Here is a 16,116-nt window from a genome sequence, read left to right as displayed (position 1 = left end):
CCGACGAGATATGGGTTTATCCAAACCCATATCTCGTCTGAACGCTGACCTTGCGAGCGTCATCGGTCGCGCGATGGGGCGCACCGCGGCGAAGACTAGCTCCGCTCCGCCATAATCCTGGCAAGGATGTCGCCCGCACGGTCAGGAGGCAGGAAAATCCTGGTCTTGAAGGCGACGACCTCACTGAATGCTCCGCAAGCCTTCAACCAGGTCCGATCCTCGGGTCGATAGTCTCGTATTTCGAGGCGCGCACTGTCGTTGACATGAACCCGGGCAAGTCTGGCCGGACCAAGACCTGGGATCGATACTCCGCCCACCGAACGCGCACCATCGATGATTTCGTCGGGACCAAGAGCTGTCGCGCCATCGAGGCCGAACTCCCTTTGAATCCGTTCCACGGCCGCTGGATGGATGATGCGACCCAGGATTGAACCGCCAGCGCCATCGTCGATCCGCCAGACGCGCACGTCATCTTCCGGCAATTTATGCCATACGGGCAGCAGCAGCCCGGTGGCCATCGTGATCGTTTCGACCATGAGATTTTTCGTCGCTTCGGCCGCTTCCTGCTCCCAAAAGACCTGGAAAACATCGGGTTCGATCTCGCTCCAATGGCTGGCTTTTAGGGCCGCTCTATCCATGCGGAGCTGACCGCTGGGACGAATGAGATAGCAGCGTTCGATCCATTTGCCATCATCGTCCTGTCCCGGCCATGTCGGCATGCACAGTGCGACCCGGCCGGACCGGGCATTGCGGAGCCAGGCAGTATTGTCCGTGTTCTTGCAAATAAGCTGCAACGCAGCCCAGTTGGTAATCGGTGGCCGCCGGTGCAGTTCCAGACGCAAAAGCCGTGTCTCGGCGCCGATTACAGGATCGGTGCGCAGCAGACTGTCGGAAAGCAGAACCACTTTCTCGGCGCGGATGGTTTCAATGCCCAGGTCAAGCGTGCCGGCAGCGCGCGCCGCTTCGACGCGGTCCTCGACCAACCCCAGAAACTCCTCGAATATGCTATTCTGCGTTGCGATCCGCAGTGGCAATATGCGGTTGAGCCAGCGATGAATGGGCGGCAGACGTTCCAAAAGTTCCCCGCCTTCGTCGCAAAGCTCAAGGCCCGTCATCTCCTGGAAATCAGCGAGCGAGACGCTGCGGAGTTTGCCCTCATAGAGGAGATGGAACCATTGAACGAGCGCATCGCGGGCATAGTCGGATTCCAGATTGTCGGAAGGATCGAACAGGTTTTGCGATCCGGTCTGGCGTTGCCCCCTGGTCAATGCGCCCAACGCTTCCAGACCGCGGATGATGGTGCTGAGGAAGCGCCGCTCCCCCCGGCAATCGGTGGTGAGCGGGCGATAGACGGGCGGCGTCAGCTGGTTCGTCCGATGGCTACGACCAAAGCCCTGTACCGCCGAGAGGATGCGGAACCCAAGTTCCAGCAGAAAATGCGCGCGGCGCCTGTGCGCGCTGGCACAGTTCCGATCAGAATGCATGGATCGTCCGGTACTTCCGGCCAGGGAAAAGGCGGCGATGGGCTTGCGGCCATCCTGAAACGCCTGAACCTCGAACAGATTGGCCCGAGCGCTGCGCCTCTCGACCTTTTGTCGCCCGATGGTGTCGGTCACGATGCGCCGCGAGCGCCCCGTGATCTCGGCGACGCGGTCGGTCCCGAAATGCGCGATAAGTGCATCGAGCGCGGTCGGGATCGCGGGCAGCGCACATAGTTCCTCGATCAGTTCGTCACGTGCGGCTATCGCCTGCCGACAAAGCACCGGATTGCCTTGCGCATCGGTCATTGGTTCGGCGCGCATCGCGCCATCGTCGGCACGAAAGACCCGCATCTGGCGCACAGGAAAGCCATTCTTCAAATAGTCGATCAGGGTTTCCTTTGGCGAAACCTCAACGTCCATCGTCGCCCGTTCCTGGGCGGAGAGTTCGGAGAGACGCCGATCCATGATAGCCTCGCCCGTGCTGGCGAGTTGTACCAGCACGGCGTTGTCCGACGCCAGTTCCTGCTCTATCGCCTTGATGAGCGAGGGCATTTTCATGCTGACCAGAAGACTGGAAAAGAAGCGCAATTTCGCGGATTCAAAGGCGCTGAGGGCTGATCCCCGCGCCCGGGCGTTCTGGGTCTTGCCGGATATCCTGTCGACTATGCCGATCTCGGCCAGCACATCGCGCAATCCGCGATGAATAATACTCCAGCTATCGGCATAAGCATCGTAGATCGAAATCTGATCTGGCGTCAGCGCATGTTCCAACGGCTCATATTCGACGCCCGCAAAGCTCAACGCCCGGGCCGTGTAGAGGCCCATTGCCTTGAGATCGCGGCAGACAACCTCAAGGGCTGCAATACCACCCTCTTCCATCGCCTTCATGAACATGTCGCGTGTGGCAAAGGCAGTGCCCGGTCCCCAGAGCCCCAGGCGAACAGCATAGGAGAGATTGTCCGGCCTGGCCGCGCCGGTCGCGGACATATAGAGAATGCGAGCGCGCGGAAGCGCATTTTGCAATCGAACGCCGGCAAGCCCCTGTTCCGAGCCTTGCGCTTTGCCAAAATCCGTCTCGGTCCCGCCTGCGTGCGCCATCGCGTGAGACTCGTCGAAGACGATCACGCCGACGAAATCCTCGCCCGTCCAGTCCAGTAGTTGTTGCAGGCGGGAGGCTGTATCGTGGCGCGCGGAGCGCAAGGCGGCGTAAGTGAGGAAGATAATGCCGCTTTCCATCGTGATCGACGTACCCAGGGGAAAGTTTGAAATCGGCTGAATATCGATGGCAAGCCCGCCCAGCGCCGTCCAGTCGCGGCGGGCGTCCTCGATGAGGTCGGCCATGGAAATCCAGATCGCGCGGCGATTTGCCCGGTTCCATTGATCAAGGATGATGCCCGCCGCCTCGCGACCCTTGCCCACACCAGTACCGTCAGCGATGAAAAAGCCGGTCCGATAGGCTTTGCCTTCCCTGTCCTCGATCAGGCGATCGCCGGCGAGGTTAGATGAAAAGCGGCCGACAAGATCGCGCGTATGCGCTTCCCCGGCATAAATGACGGTTTCAAGCTGCGCCTCTGACAGCGCCTTGGCCGCGCGGTCCTGGAGCAGGGGTTGATAGCGCGGCACCGGCAGGGACACCGAGGCCATGGCAATGGATTCGACAAGAACATCGGGATGCCTGGAGGCAGCATCGATGGAGATCCGTGCGGGCCGCCAGGCAGAATAGATGCCCACGGTCTCGCCGGGAGCAAGCGGCGCCTCCCGAACCACATATGTGATTGGCCGCGCGTCCTTTGCCACCGCTGCAACGCGCGACGGCGGCGCAAGCCTTTGCCCGCTCATATGCCCAAAGAGGCTTCCTCGCGCGACATTAGTGGCTGGTCGGGAAGGCAAAAGACCAACGGCTGGCGGAGGAAGGAGAGGTGGAGGCTGCAGGGGATCCAGCCGATCAGGGATGGCGAGGACAAGGTCCAGTGCTGCCTCGATGTCGCGGGCGACGTGACGCTCCGGCACGCCGATCCATCCCTTGTCGAAGATCAGCAGACGCACATCGATCCCCGTTCCATGTTTGGCATAGGGGCTACCCGATATGGCGATTTCGATGCGGGGCGGCACAAGCTCCACGACTACATTGTAGCCAAGCGCGGCCGAACCTTCTGGCGAGAAGCTTGTCGGCATGATGGCGACGCATCGCCCGCCTTGTGCGAGAGATGCAAGCGCGCCGCGCAGGTGGCGCGCGCCGGCATGGCGATCGATCCCGCGGCCAACGCTCCGACTGAAGGGAGGATTGATCAGCACCAGCGTGGGAATCTGCTCGGTGGTCAGCATATCCTGAATATGTTCGGCATCATGGCGTGTCACGATCTCGCCCAAGCTTCGGGACAGCAGGTCGGCGCGGGCGGGATCATGCTCATTGAGCAGCAGCCGCGCGCCTGCGCGTGCGCCATGGACTGCCAGCAGGCCGGTGCCGGCCGAGGGCTCGAGCAGGATATCGTCCGAGCGACAGCGTGCCGCCATGGCTGCGAGCCAGGCGAGGCTGAGGGGCGTGCTGAACTGCTGGAGCTCGACCTGCTTTTCAGAGCGGTAGGTCTGCGTTGGCAATCCGCGCTCAAATTGCCGCAGTCGTTGGAAGATGTCGGCAGGTGTTCCTGCCAGAAGCGCGCATTGCGGATCGGCGAGGTGCAGGACCTGCGCGGTTTCTAGCGCATCATATGCATCGCGCATCGACCATGGACCGCCGGCATCATCTTCGCCGAACGCCTGGGTCATCATGCGCTTGAGGGACTGGCGATTGACGATGCCGCCATTGCGCAGGCGGTGGGCAAGGGACTGCGCAACCTCGAACAGGCGTTCGGGCGCGTCGTGGGTTTGCGACAAAGCGAGTTGGGGCAAGGTCATGGGCACCTCATGCGAGAATAGGACAATCCGGCTCTCCCCTTCCCGCTCTCCTTCATTCCGGCCCCTGACGTGCAGGAAGGATAGATCAGAACCGGTGACGGGGGATCGGCTCGAGGCTATGGAAGAGCATGGCTCTTCCACTCGACTATCTCGGCGAACTCGACCGGCTGCTGCTTGACCAGGGCGAGGATTGCATGCTGCTGTCGCAGCTGGACGGCTTCCTCACCGGCATCCTCGTCAGCCCCGATCTGCTTGCACCCAGCCAATGGCTGAAGAAGATCTGGGCTGGTGATGACGGCACGGGCATGCTGCAGTTTAGTGAAATGGGCGGTTTCCAGCATTTCACAGACCTCATCATGCACCATTATCATGTCATCCTGGCCTGCCTGGGTCAGCCGGGCAGCTTCGAACCCGTGCTGGAGATCGACACACGGTCGGACGAGACATTGTGGGAGATGTGGATCGAGGGCTTTGGACAGGCGATGGATCTTGCCCCTTCGGGCTGGCAGCGTGTCCTCAATGACGATGATCCCGGTTGCCGCGCCGCGATCGAGGGTATTCGCGAACTTCGCTCGTTTGCCGATGGGACGAAAAAGCTGACTCTCACTGCGGAAGACCGATGGGATCGGGAAGCACCTGACCTGATCCCGATTTGGGTCGAGATGCTGCACCAGTGGCGGATTGAAAATGACCCCTACCGACCGGTCACCATCAAGCGCGAAAAGACGGGGCGTAACGATCCATGTCCCTGCGGGTCGGGCGTCAAGTACAAGAAGTGCTGCGGTTTGAACTAAATGATCGCGGACAACTGCGGGCGCGGCATGACCGTCAGCTGGGTCTTCCTGTGCGCGCTTCCAAACCCGTCAACCCGATGAAGTTAAACGGCGATCGACATTCGCCCCGGCTGAAATCGTCTCCGACAAAAGCAGCAGACACGTTCGCTCTTTCACGTGCCGACCGCAATCATCCGGGCATGCCCTCATCGCCATAAAGAAAGTCCTGGCTATTTGCCGCATTGGGGCCAGTTGTCGTCTTGGGTGTGGCCGCCAAGCGCTTCTCTTCCAGCAAAACGCGGCGGCTGGCCCTATCAGTAGGCATATTGACCGGAACAAGACGGACAGCAGCGTGCCCCTCACGGGTCAGGATGATTTCTTCCCCAGCTTCCGAGCGCCGAACAAGGTCGATGAGTTGGCCTGCCGCATCAGATATGGAAATATGCATAGGCCATTATCCCTGGCGATTAAGAGCAGCGGCTCATTTTAGACCATTGCACAGTTCCATCCAAGGCCGAAACCGGGGGCGGGGACTAAGCCGTGCCCCCGGCCATGTTCAGGCGGCTTGCGCGAAGCTTTGGTCGCCTTCGTTGCCACCTTCCTTGTTCACCATGTCCGCCAGGTCGTGCTCTCTATTGTCGGGCGAGGTCGGCTCTTCGCCGCTATCAGGGGCAGCGAACCGCATTTCATCGGGTAGCCAGACGAGCGCCCGTTCCTGGATTTCCGGCTCGATGATGACATCGCCACCAAATAGCCGCTCGGCCGACGCGGCCAGATCGTGCTTCTTCGACCCGGAATAACGCATGCGAAGTTCCAGTCCGCCAATCTCCTCGAACAAGGCGAGGATGCCAGGCTTGGTCAGCTTGTCGAAGTAGGTGAGCGCCGTCGGCCGCCACCAGGCCGCGACATCGATCCCGAGCTTGCGCCCCAGATGATCGAGAAAGCCTGCCTCGCGTCGTCCGGCAGGAACGGCATTAAGCGTGCGCGCGATCGCCCATCCGAGCCAGGCCGCACGTGCATCGTCGGGCAGCGCACAGAAGGCATCATAACGATCTGGAACGGCCTGGTGGTGGAGCCAGCTCCGATCGAGCGCCTCGTCGAGCTTCGTCCATTCACCCGCCGCCGCCGTTTCCGGCTTGAAGTCGGGCAAGAGACGGGAAGGCACCGAGGCCCGCAGATCGCTCGGCATGTCGAAGGACGCCAGGCGGGATTCACGATCAACCATGATGAAGGTACCCAGATCTAACGCGAATGCGGGATCACTGGCGACGTGGACCGCAAGAAGTTCTGTCTTCATCATCGCCAGCATTTCACGAAGGCGCTGGCTCATCACCGGGCGAGCGTCATTGGCGGTATCGTTCTCCTGCGTTTCAACGCTGGTATTATCGTCGCCCTCGTCGCCGTCATCATCGGCCTCGCCGCTCTCCTCGTCAGACACCGGCGCGATATAGAGTTGATGATGGATTTGCGGCGTGCCGTCTTGGCCGAGCACCACATAGCCAAGAGCGGTCGCTTTCTGCTCAGGATCGATCACAACGTCGCGCTCAGTGATCGCCGTGAGTTCCGCGTGGAGGGCAGCATAGCGCTGTTCCTCATCCTCTTCCGGCTCATAGCCCTCGTTTTCGGCAAGCAGTTCGATCTCGGCAATCTCCTCCTCAATCTCCCGTTTACGCGCTTCCTGATCCTGCGTGAGCGGTTCGGCGACGCCGGTCAGCGGTTGCAGCGCATAGGTTTCCATATAGGGGATTCGCGCGCCGGTGACGATGCGCACTTCCCCCAGGCCTTCGCGCTCACGCAGTGCCTCGGCCTGCGCGGCAAGTTTCGTCTCCGCCAGATCATCGAGAATATGAGTGTCGATCCAGCGCTCGTCGGCTGCAGTGGAGAACAGGTCGGCGTCCTCGACACGGCCACCTGCCGCGATGTAGGAATCCCGCCCGACCAGCAGGGCCTTGGGGTCGGTTGCGCGATAGCTGTAGCCATTGAGCGCCCGCCGGATTTCATTCACATTGTCGCGGGAATAGCTGCCTCTCAGCGATTCCCATATCGCCGTTTGACGGGCGGTGTCCGCGGTCGTCGCATAGGCCTTGGCCACATCGAGCGTGATTTCGTCAGCCTCGAGCGCATCGAAGATCGGCTGGGCGAGGTTCGCGAGACGCAAGCGCCCGACGACAAAGCGTTCCTCGATGCCGAAGCGCTTGGCGATCTCCGCCGTGCTGCGGCCCTCGACCTCGATCAGATCGCGAAATGCCAGACAATCTTCGGCAGGCGACATCTGCAGTCGGTCATAATTTTCAGCAAGGCTGATTTCGCGGCCGTCCTTCGCTTTGGCAAGAACAAGGACGGGGACATCATAATCGGCAGGCAGCGTTCCCTTCTCAATCAGGCGATGAATCGCATCGAGGCGGCGGCCACCGGCCGTGATGCGATAATGACCTTTCTTACGGGAGACCGGCACGCCGACGAGATTCTGGATGAGCCCATGTCCGGCGATGCTGGCTTCGAGTTCAGCGTCAGCGCGCGGATCGGTCCGCTTGCGCACATTGACGGGCGACTTGGTGAGATGGGTTGCCGGGACGAGGATGGATGGCTTGGTCATGCAACAAACTCCGCAAAAGCTGCGGCCCGCACATCGAACCGCGCATTCGCTTCCTTCCCCCTCTCCTTTCGTTTGCACCGGTTTGGGGCGTGACGGCACGGCGCCGTGCCGCTAGACACGGCAGCTGCATAATTTCAGGAGGACGTTTTATGAACAATTCCGAGCTGGCTGAAGCGCTCAGCGTCGATCATGGACTGACCAAGGCTGACGCACGCAAACTCGTCGACGCCCTGTTTGGGGTCATTGCCGACGCGGCGGCCAAAGGCGACGAAATTTCGCTGAACGGCTTCGGCAAGTTCAAGGTGAAGGACACAGCGGCGCGCGAGGGCCGCAATCCGGCCACCGGCGAAACTATCGCGATCAAGGCGTCCAAGAAGCTGACGTTCACGCCCGCAAAGGCGATCAAGGACCGTCTCAACGGCTGACCAATATCGCTGCTCTGCTGCCAACAGGGGCAGGGCAGCGGAACCTGTTATCAGGCAGCGCGTGACTGCACTTCCAGCACATCCGCCCAATCATTATTGGGCGGCGGCGGCCACGCGCTGATGATCTCAAGGCCAGGACGCTCATAGGCAAGGCGCGCACTTTTGTTCGCTTTCCATCCAGCCTCATCCCGGTCGAACAGCAGAACGAGGCGTTCGAGACTGTCGGGTAGCAGGATATGTCCGGCCCGTTCTGTCCCGAGGATCGCCCATACCGGGATCTTGTGCAGTTGCATCGCCGCCAGCGCGGTCTCGATGCCTTCGGCCAAGCCGAGGACCGGGCCGGGAGGCATGAGTTGTACCGCGCCGCGCCCCGGACGTCCGAGCATCATGCGGGGATCGGCAAGATCCTTTGCTTTGGTGGCGGTTGCGGGATCAAGGAAGGTGCGGTGAATGGCGACGAGCCGTCGTCTCTCCCGCACGGCTGCTATCATGGCGGGCCGGAACAGCGCGCGGCTGCCTCGTCCCAGCGGCGTGCGTAGATTATAGCGCAGATCATGCCAGGGCGGCGTGAGCAGGCGCCCAGACAGGTAGCTTTGCGCAGGCGTGCCCACGAGGGATGCGGATGCGTTCCATATGCGTAGGGCTGGCCCTGCACCCGCGCGAGGCGAGGGCACGTTGCGCGACAAATCGGAAATGTGCCGGTCCGCAAAAGGCAGGCGTAAATGCCGGATTGCTCGCAGAACGTCTCTCCTGTCGCAACCGGCAAAGCATTTGAACAGCAGCGCGCTTCTGCCAACACGGATAGACAGGCTGGGATTATGGTCATCATGAGCCGGACATAGGCACAGACCACGATCCTTTTGCCATGTTCCGCCTAGCTTTCGGCAAAGGGCTTCGCCCTCAAATTCCAGTTCAAGAGATTTCATCGTTGTCAGCCGCCCTGGCGAATTATCCTTCATGTTTCGTCGAGGGCCTGCGAAAGTATCAAAAGCGCCGACGCCAGTTCGCGCTGGGCCTCAGCAACTTCGAGACTCAGCCTGCGGGCTATCGCCGGGTAGGCAGAACCCTCGACGCAATGGGCAAGGAAAACGGCGCGCGTTTGCTGCGGCAAATCCGCAATCGCGTTGCGCAACTTCATCATTCGCATGGCATCGCAGGACGCCAAGGCTTGCTGCTCCACCCATATCCATCCACTGACCCACACGCCTTCAGGCGTCTCCTCGATATAGGCCTCTTCTGCGTCGATGCGCAGGACCGGCGCGCCTTCGAGTCTGGTCATGGCGACTGCGACTGCTGGATGCGCCCCCACGTCCAATAGCGCTGCAATGGCATCGAGACGCCGCAGCAGATGCGCGCGGCGCCGACGGCGTGACGGCGGCCAGCCTCCGGTCACAAGATATGTTTTGATGTCTTGCAGCAGAGCACGGACTTCTAAATATTGCATGGCAACCGGATTCCTCTGGGTTCTTCCGCTCGCCTTGCCCCCTCCCTCCTTCGCGAGGCTCGATCGCTGCAGAGCAGCGCCCGGCCGACCGTCTTGTGTCCGGCGACCATGGGAGGGGTTCGTGAAGCGCCAAGCCTATCTCTAGCTATGATCCTCTGGCGTCGCTGTCGTAGCGTGACCGGTTTGGATTGCTTGCAAAACAATCTGTTAAACCGGATGCAGAACGATTATGTTTTCGAAAGGTTTTTGTTTGAAACAGAATGGCTGCAACCGGATACTGACGGCAAAATAAACGCGAATGATATGGTTGGAGAGGACGCCGCTTCCGGTTGCCATGAACTGGCGAAGGGACACGCCCTTGAACGAGGAAGACTATTCGGACCGGCTTGAACGGCTCAGCACGCGCAAGGGCGACTGCCTGCGAGAAGCCGCCAAAGGCCTATCGTCCAAAGAGATCGGGCGGGTCCTGAATCTGTCCCCTCATACAGTGAACAATCATATTCTCGAAACCCGACAGATACTTGGGAACGTGTCGCGATGGAAAGCAGCCCAGCTTTTCGTTGATTGGGAGGCTGGCAAGGGGGGGCAGATTATACCCCCCTATCCGATGACTATTCCCGGCGGAGCCAATTGCGGGTCAAATGCGTCCATCGAAACCAAGGCGGACGCACAGCCGACACACGAGGAACTCAAGGATCTGTTCGCAGAAGGACAACGCCCATATGGCGTTCGCAAACAGCCCTCCTCCTTGCTCGACATTGTGCCACTCCGCGTAGCCGGGAGGCAACGTAATGACCTGAATGGACCCTCCACCCTGATCGCCTTCGCGATCCTCACTCCCATGATGCTCTTTGCCGTAGGGGCCGGAATATCCCTCCTGTTGGTACTCAACGACCTCGTGGCAAAATAGAGCAACAAATCCTCAAATCCATCACCATAGCCTGCCCTGATGGGCGGGAAGGAGAAACCATGCGTGCTCAACGCCAATCCGTCGCCAAACATGTTGCCGAGCGTTTGTTCGCTGCCGAAGAGGCCATCGACATCGCAGCTGCGCGTATCGCCGAACTCAACGCGGCGTTGCCGCTCGCGCGCCTGGATGCCCGCCTCTCGGCCATGATCGGCCAGGACGCCATCCAAAGCTCCGCCTCGGCCATGCTGCTTGTTGCAGAAACGCGCGAGAAGATCGTCACCACCCACGCCAATCTCAAACATGCCAGTGACGCAATGGGATTACCGGAGACCAGCTATGGCGACCTTCTCAAGGTGGCACGGGCAGGGTCGCCCGCCCAGGGACAGCATCTCCGAGCGGTGTGATGCTTTCGTCGAGAGAAATTGACGGATCGGGACTTTTGTCGTTCCTCTACGTCATGACGCGACAAGCCCTGTTTCTGGCTCTTCTGCTTCTGAGCAGCGCCTATGCCTTCATAAAGGGCGGCCAACCCGAACGTATCGGTGCGGCCACGCTTTTATGCGGCGCAAGCCTGACTGTGTTTGTCGCGTCGCCTTTCGGAATCCGGTTTCAGGGGGTCGAAGCCGGCATTCTGATCATTGATTTGCTGATATTGGGCATTTTCCTATGGCTATCAATTCGGAGCACCCGCTTTTGGCCGATCTGGATCGCCGGGATGTTGGGTGCCGAAGTCGTCATTCATGTAGCGCTGATGGTTGCACCAGCTGTGGTTCCCCGTGCCTACATGCAGGCGCTGGCGGTATGGAGTTGGTTCGCCCAACTGGGCCTGCTCATCGCCACCTGGCGGCACCAGATGCGATTGACGCATCTGGGTGTCGACGCGCCCTGGAAGAACTGATCGGCCTTACCTGCCCTGATCGCGCGCAGGAATTTTCGGAACGCCTCCTTGCGAGATTTGGCTCTCTTGGCGAGGCTGTCTCAGCGCGTTCGACCGCCAGGATCGAATTGCTGGATGGCTCGATCCAGGTCGAGCAAACCTTCCTCAGCTTCAGGCGTGCGATGACACGGATGCTGAGGGCCTCACTCATGCAGCGGCCCATATTATCCAGCGATCAGTCGGTGCTCGATTATTTGAGGGCGCAAATGGCCTATGACCCGATCGAGCGGTTTCGGGTTCTGTTTCTTAATGCGGGCAACGAGTTGATTGCAGACGAGGTGATGGGCGTCGGAACGGTATCGGCAGTTCAGGCCTGGCCCCGCGAAATACTGAAACGCTGCCTGGATCTGGAGGCAACAGCGATTCTCCTCGTCCATAATCATCCCTCCGGTTGCCCAACGCCGTCGAGAGCCGATCGCGACCTCACAGACAAGATCGCGTACGCCGCGCGCTGTTTCAATATCGTGCTTCACGATCATCTGATCGTTGCCCGCAACGGGACGATCAGCTTCCGAGGGGCCGGTTACCTTTAGGTCTCCGGTCTCTAGATATCCCTGTTTTGCCACGGAGCGAGAGCATCCGTGAAAAGGAGGTCGATGCGATGACTTCTGTTCCGAATGAGCAAAATCCAGATGGCCGCACCATTGTGGCCGATGATGTCCGCGCGGCGGCCTGTCGGCAGCTCATTGCTCTGGATGGGAAGCTGGAAAAGCTGGTGGGCCGCGCACTACTGTCACGCGCTTATTGGCCATCGCTGCTAGTGATCTATCTTGCGGAACTCGAAGGAAAGACCCTCTATCAAACCGGGCTGTCGATTGCGGATGGAGAGCCCGCAGTGAATGCGCATCGCAGGACTGGCAAACTTGTTGAAATGGGAATCCTTACTCGTGAACGCGACCCCGGCGATTTTCGGCGAAACAATCTCGCAATGGTACCTCAGATACGCCGCCTGCTCGACGAAGCGATCGACGCTTTGTTCTTACTGCCGGGAATGGCTGGCGATCACGAATCGTTGCAACGGTTTGCAACGAACTTGATACGCGATAATGGAATACGGTACTGTGCCTACAACGGTACCATTGCCGGAGGACCTGTCATGAACATCGTTCGAGGGAAGATCATCGCGGGTGGGCGCGTTGCGCTCCCAGCTGATATGAGGCGTACGCTTGGTCTGCAAAACGGCGATACTGTGCTGATCGAGATAAATGATGAGGCGATCCGGATACGGCCAGCCCGATCTGCCCTCCGTCGAATTCAGGATCGGCTGCGCGCCTTTGCCCCGAGTGAGGGATTGGTATCCGAGGAACTGATCGCCGAACGGCGAGCCGAGGCGTCGAGTGACTGATAGGATTTATGTGCTGGATGCGTCGGCGCTTCTCTCCTTGCTATTTCAGGAGCCGGGTGCCGCTTATGTGGAAGCGCGGCTTCCTCGTGCCTTGGTTTCAGCGGTGAATTATCATGAAGTGCTGGCGAAATTGATCGACCGCGGCGTCGAGCCGAACGAGGCGAGCGCGATGCTGGCGGAACTGGATATCGACATCATCGCTGTCGATCGGGAACAGGCGAATATTGGCGGAGCTTTCCGCGCTGTTACCCGCAGCGCTGGCTTGTCGCTTGGAGATCGCTCGTGCCTGGCTTTGGCGCAAATCCGTGGCGGCGTTGCTGTTACAGTCAATCAGGCCTGGGCCATGCTGGACATCCCAATTCAGGTCGAACATGCGCGATGATTGATAAGTATGATATGAGAACGAATTGATGAAGACGGATATCAATCATATCCCTGCCAACAAGCAGCGCGAACTCGACCATGTCGTCGAAATGCTTTTCCAGGGCTTCCGCGAAGCGACACAGGATGCCAAGGGCAGGAAAAAGTCTGCTCGCATTCTCAAGGTCATCCTTTTTGGCTCCTATGCGCGAGGCGACTGGGTTGATGCACCACTGGATGCGAATCAATTCAAATCCGATTACGACATATTGGTGATCGTCAATCAGAAGGAACTTGCAGATCGGGCCGCTTATTGGGCCGAGACCGAGCAGCGCCTCGTCGATGCCTATCTTGTCGAAAGAAGCATTCGGACGCCCGTCAATTTCATCGTGCACTCACTCCAGGAGGTAAACGACGCGCTGGCCCATGGACGCGTCCTGTTCTCGGAGATCGTCAAGGACGGTGCAATCCTTTATCAATCAGACGATCGATTGCTGGCGTCGGCAAAGCCCAAGACGCCAGAGCAGGCTTATCTCGCAGCAAAAGAATATTTCGAAGAAATGTTTCCTGCTGGCATGAGGCGTTTTAAAGGCGCTCAATTCTATACCTCTGAAGGCTATCATCGCGACGCAGCTTACGATCTCCAGCAGGCCACGGAACGGTTGTACCAATGTGTTCTGCTGACCCTGACTTTCTATACGCCATACGACCATAATATCATCTTTCTACGATCCCTGGCCGAAGGCCTCGACAGGAAGCTTTTCGATGTCTGGCCGCGCGGTACAAAGGCCGAACGTTCCTTGTTTCAGAAGCTCAAGGAAGCCTATCGCAAAGCGCAATATTCCAAGCACTTCAAGATTTCGCTCGAGGAACTTACCTGGTTGCAGGCGCACATCCAGACGCTAGGGGAGTGCGTGCATGAAATCTGCACCAATCATATCGCCGAATTGAAAGCTGCTGCTGACCGGCTGGAGAGTTAGCCGATGGAGCAATTTCGCCCTGCAAAGGCTTGATCCGCCCTTCCTCCCTCGATAACATCGGCCTTACGGGCTGGAGTGCTGGCAGCCACCCGCAGGATTATCCTGTCAGGTATTTCGACGTTCGACATACGGGTCGGACGGCCTACCTCCAAATTCTGGAGCGTAAGGTTCACCTCACACAGCTTCTCCCTCGCCATGCGCGTGGGCCAGCACTGCCGTATCGTGAGGAACCGTGTTTTCATGCCGCCAAAAGAAATCGACCGTCCGCGTGAACTGACGGAGAATGAAACACAGGAAAGAACCGGCTTGGAATTTGTCGATGTTCGGCAAATCTATGAAGTCGAGGCGCCGCGGCTCCGCCGCTATTTCCAGGCCCGTTTGCGTTCTTCGAGCGATGACGCCGGCGACCTGGTACAGGAATCCTTTATCCGGCTTCTTGGATGCATGGCGAAGACCAGCTTGCCAAGACCGGCGGCCTATTTGCAGCGGATCGCGCGCAACCTGCTGCTGGATCGATACAAGCGGCTGGAGACGCGCCTTGCCGCTTGCCATGTGCCGATCGGCGAACAGCATGAACCTGCGGTCGCGCCGGATCAGGCGACTCGCATTGAAGTCGAAGACATGATGCGTGCTTATCGGCGTGCGCTCGGCGAGCTGCCCGACAGGACGCGAGACGTGTTTCTGCTGCACCGGGTCGACGAACTGACCTACAAGGAGATTGCCGGCAGGCTAGGCATTTCCATCCCGACCGTGCAATATCATGTCGCCCGCGCGCTTGCACATATCGATGCAGCTTTGGAACAGGAATGATGGACGATACCCAGCCGCCACGTCGTCATGGCCAGCTAAGAGAAGAAGCCGCAGACTGGTTCGCCATCATGCGCAATCCCGAGGAAGCGGACGTCAGGCGCAAGGAATTCGAAGCCTGGCTGGCCCGCGGCGCGTTGCATCGCGCCGCCTATAGCCGGATCGCCGAGACATATAGCGTCGGTAAATATCTGAAGGAGGACGAGGCAGGCGGCGGGCATGACGTGGCAGAAGCCGTTCCCGCGCCCTCGGTATCCGTCGATCAGCCCGCGACGCGATGGGGCCGGAAACGAAAGGCGCTGCTGGTTGCAGGCGTAGTTGTCGTGATGGCCTTCGGCGCGCATTGGGCGTTGGGTTCACCCGTGCTCGATGGTGCCGGAATGGCGCAGGCCCCTTCCGACGCATCGCGGGCATCCATGCCCGCACCATTGCGGCTTGCGACATCTTCGGGTGAAATCCGCACTTTCCAGCTCGACGATGGCTCGGTGGTTGCCCTGGATACAGATAGTCTTGTACTCGTGCGGTATGACGCATCCCGCCGCGATCTGCAGCTCATACGTGGACGCGGGCGTTTCACGGTTGCGCATGAAAACAGGCCGTTCACCGTACACGCCGGTCAAAGGACGGTTGTCGCGCGCGGCACGATTTTCGATGTCGCGATCAGTCCCGAGAAATTCGTTCGGGTGAGCCTCATGCGCGGTGCCGTTGACGTCGAGGGCGAGGCCCTTGGCAAAAGCCAAACAGCGATCAGACTTTCACCGGGGCAGCAAGTGGCATTGCCGGCCAAACCCATGAGCGCACCGCAAATCGAAAAAGCTGCAACAGACGATGCACGCTGGCCCGACGGCTTGCGGGACTATACCAACATCAGGCTCGGAGATTTGTTTGAAGAGGCCAATCGCTATGCGACGATTCCCATTATCGCCGCGACGCCGGAGGTGAGCGCAATTCGGGTGTCCGGTACGTTCCGCATCACCGACACGCCCCGCCTCGCCCGTAATCTGGCCGATCTGCTTGCGCTGGCGGTGATCACCGGCCCAGCCTCGATTTCCCTTGCCCGCGATTGTCCTGCCAATTCCCAGGGAAATTGCCGCCCGCCATCATAATCAACTCGTCTTCGTCGTCGTAGCTACCATGGAACCGGAAAACAGGCCGGCATGATG

16 protein-coding genes are annotated in these 16,116 nt (G+C 59.6%); 11 read left to right on the top strand and 5 right to left on the bottom strand.

The features are described 5' to 3' along the window. Window positions 1-95: 95 nt before the first annotated feature. Window positions 96-4,376, bottom strand: coding sequence for a strawberry notch-like NTP hydrolase domain-containing protein (locus CEQ44_RS03780; RefSeq protein ID WP_088189795.1), 4,281 nt, complete (start codon window positions 4,374-4,376; stop codon window positions 96-98). 128 nt (window positions 4,377-4,504) lie between these two features. Here CEQ44_RS03780 and CEQ44_RS03775 point away from each other — a divergent pair, with 128 nt between their 5' ends. Further along, window positions 4,505-5,170, top strand: coding sequence for a UPF0149 family protein (locus CEQ44_RS03775; RefSeq protein ID WP_088189794.1), 666 nt, complete (start codon window positions 4,505-4,507; stop codon window positions 5,168-5,170). A 169-nt stretch (window positions 5,171-5,339) separates the two neighbouring features. On the opposite strand, the gene CEQ44_RS03770 is transcribed toward CEQ44_RS03775, so the two are convergent. Both CEQ44_RS03770 and CEQ44_RS03765 read right to left on the bottom strand, forming a co-directional pair. Continuing rightward, window positions 5,340-5,597: a type II toxin-antitoxin system Phd/YefM family antitoxin gene (locus CEQ44_RS03770; RefSeq protein WP_088189793.1), complete on the bottom strand. Its 258-nt coding sequence runs from the start codon at window positions 5,595-5,597 to the stop codon at window positions 5,340-5,342. Window positions 5,598-5,705: 108 nt separating this feature from the next. Next, window positions 5,706-7,745, bottom strand: a complete 2,040-nt coding sequence (locus CEQ44_RS03765) for a ParB/RepB/Spo0J family partition protein (RefSeq protein ID WP_088189792.1) — start codon at window positions 7,743-7,745, stop codon at window positions 5,706-5,708. Between the two features lie 149 nt (window positions 7,746-7,894). On the opposite strand from CEQ44_RS03765, the gene CEQ44_RS03760 reads away from it, so the two are divergent. Further along, window positions 7,895-8,170: an HU family DNA-binding protein gene (locus CEQ44_RS03760; protein ID WP_088189791.1), complete on the top strand. Its 276-nt coding sequence runs from the start codon at window positions 7,895-7,897 to the stop codon at window positions 8,168-8,170. Between the two features lie 50 nt (window positions 8,171-8,220). On the opposite strand, the gene CEQ44_RS24830 is transcribed toward CEQ44_RS03760, so the two are convergent. Then, window positions 8,221-8,781: a toprim domain-containing protein gene (locus tag CEQ44_RS24830; protein WP_254913882.1), complete on the bottom strand. Its 561-nt coding sequence runs from the start codon at window positions 8,779-8,781 to the stop codon at window positions 8,221-8,223. A gap of 344 nt (window positions 8,782-9,125) precedes the next feature. Further along, complete coding sequence (locus CEQ44_RS03750; protein WP_088189790.1) at window positions 9,126-9,614, bottom strand: sigma factor-like helix-turn-helix DNA-binding protein; 489 nt, start codon at window positions 9,612-9,614, stop codon at window positions 9,126-9,128. 358 nt (window positions 9,615-9,972) lie between these two features. Here CEQ44_RS03750 and CEQ44_RS03745 point away from each other — a divergent pair, with 358 nt between their 5' ends. From CEQ44_RS03745 to CEQ44_RS03705, 9 genes are all read left to right on the top strand, one after another. Further along, window positions 9,973-10,524 (top strand): helix-turn-helix transcriptional regulator, encoded by a 552-nt coding sequence (locus CEQ44_RS03745; RefSeq protein WP_176401106.1) that lies wholly within the window; start codon window positions 9,973-9,975, stop codon window positions 10,522-10,524. A 59-nt stretch (window positions 10,525-10,583) separates the two neighbouring features. After that, the gene (locus tag CEQ44_RS03740; RefSeq protein ID WP_019052721.1) at window positions 10,584-10,928 is read left to right on the top strand and encodes a hypothetical protein; all 345 of its coding nucleotides are present in this window, start codon (window positions 10,584-10,586) and stop codon (window positions 10,926-10,928) included. Window positions 10,929-10,981: 53 nt separating this feature from the next. Continuing rightward, window positions 10,982-11,422, top strand: a complete 441-nt coding sequence (locus tag CEQ44_RS03735) for a hypothetical protein (RefSeq protein WP_088189788.1) — start codon at window positions 10,982-10,984, stop codon at window positions 11,420-11,422. Beyond that, a complete protein-coding gene (locus CEQ44_RS03730; protein WP_088189787.1) occupies window positions 11,326-11,994 on the top strand; it encodes a RadC family protein in 669 nt (222 codons plus the stop codon). The genes CEQ44_RS03735 and CEQ44_RS03730 overlap by 97 nt, the downstream gene beginning before the upstream one ends. 68 nt (window positions 11,995-12,062) lie before the next feature. After that, a complete protein-coding gene (locus CEQ44_RS24675) occupies window positions 12,063-12,806 on the top strand; it encodes an AbrB/MazE/SpoVT family DNA-binding domain-containing protein (RefSeq protein ID WP_197716484.1) in 744 nt (247 codons plus the stop codon). A 10-nt stretch (window positions 12,807-12,816) separates the two neighbouring features. After that, window positions 12,817-13,188 carry a type II toxin-antitoxin system VapC family toxin gene (locus tag CEQ44_RS03720; RefSeq protein ID WP_232016546.1) on the top strand — a complete coding sequence of 124 codons (372 nt, stop codon included), beginning with the start codon at window positions 12,817-12,819 and terminating at the stop codon, window positions 13,186-13,188. Window positions 13,189-13,216: 28 nt separating this feature from the next. Beyond that, entirely contained in the window at window positions 13,217-14,146 is a 930-nt protein-coding gene (locus CEQ44_RS03715) for a nucleotidyltransferase and HEPN domain-containing protein (protein ID WP_088189785.1), read from the top strand. Between the two features lie 75 nt (window positions 14,147-14,221). Continuing rightward, on the top strand, window positions 14,222-14,956 hold the full coding sequence (locus CEQ44_RS03710) for an RNA polymerase sigma factor (protein WP_254913883.1): 735 nt from the start codon (window positions 14,222-14,224) through the stop codon (window positions 14,954-14,956). Next, complete coding sequence (locus tag CEQ44_RS03705) at window positions 14,956-16,059, top strand: FecR domain-containing protein (RefSeq protein ID WP_218821570.1); 1,104 nt, start codon at window positions 14,956-14,958, stop codon at window positions 16,057-16,059. The genes CEQ44_RS03710 and CEQ44_RS03705 overlap by 1 nt, the downstream gene beginning before the upstream one ends. Window positions 16,060-16,116: the final 57 nt, after the last annotated feature.

The sequence above is a fragment of the Sphingobium sp. Z007 genome, from assembly GCF_900013425.1.
Classification (GTDB): domain Bacteria; phylum Pseudomonadota; class Alphaproteobacteria; order Sphingomonadales; family Sphingomonadaceae; genus Sphingobium.
The sequence above is the reverse complement of the archived record's forward strand: the minus strand, read 5'-3'. Positions and strand labels throughout refer to the sequence as shown.

Excerpts from the sequence above, each read along its gene's own strand:
- CEQ44_RS03775 (WP_088189794.1), top strand. The coding sequence starts at position 4,505 with ATGGCTCTTCCACTCGACTATCTCGGCGAACTCGACCGGCTGCTGCTT.
- CEQ44_RS03735 (WP_088189788.1), top strand. The coding sequence starts at position 10,982 with ATGACGCGACAAGCCCTGTTTCTGGCTCTTCTGCTTCTGAGCAGCGCC.
- CEQ44_RS03715 (WP_088189785.1), top strand. The coding sequence starts at position 13,217 with ATGAAGACGGATATCAATCATATCCCTGCCAACAAGCAGCGCGAACTC.
- CEQ44_RS03705 (WP_218821570.1), top strand. The coding sequence starts at position 14,956 with ATGGACGATACCCAGCCGCCACGTCGTCATGGCCAGCTAAGAGAAGAA.
- CEQ44_RS03740 (WP_019052721.1), top strand. The coding sequence starts at position 10,584 with ATGCGTGCTCAACGCCAATCCGTCGCCAAACATGTTGCCGAGCGTTTG.
- CEQ44_RS03750 (WP_088189790.1), bottom strand. The coding sequence starts at position 9,614 with ATGCAATATTTAGAAGTCCGTGCTCTGCTGCAAGACATCAAAACATAT.
- CEQ44_RS03730 (WP_088189787.1), top strand. The coding sequence starts at position 11,326 with ATGGAGTTGGTTCGCCCAACTGGGCCTGCTCATCGCCACCTGGCGGCA.
- CEQ44_RS03780 (WP_088189795.1), bottom strand. The coding sequence starts at position 4,376 with ATGACCTTGCCCCAACTCGCTTTGTCGCAAACCCACGACGCGCCCGAA.
- CEQ44_RS03760 (WP_088189791.1), top strand. The coding sequence starts at position 7,895 with ATGAACAATTCCGAGCTGGCTGAAGCGCTCAGCGTCGATCATGGACTG.
- CEQ44_RS03770 (WP_088189793.1), bottom strand. The coding sequence starts at position 5,597 with ATGCATATTTCCATATCTGATGCGGCAGGCCAACTCATCGACCTTGTT.
- CEQ44_RS03765 (WP_088189792.1), bottom strand. The coding sequence starts at position 7,745 with ATGACCAAGCCATCCATCCTCGTCCCGGCAACCCATCTCACCAAGTCG.
- CEQ44_RS24675 (WP_197716484.1), top strand. The coding sequence starts at position 12,063 with ATGACTTCTGTTCCGAATGAGCAAAATCCAGATGGCCGCACCATTGTG.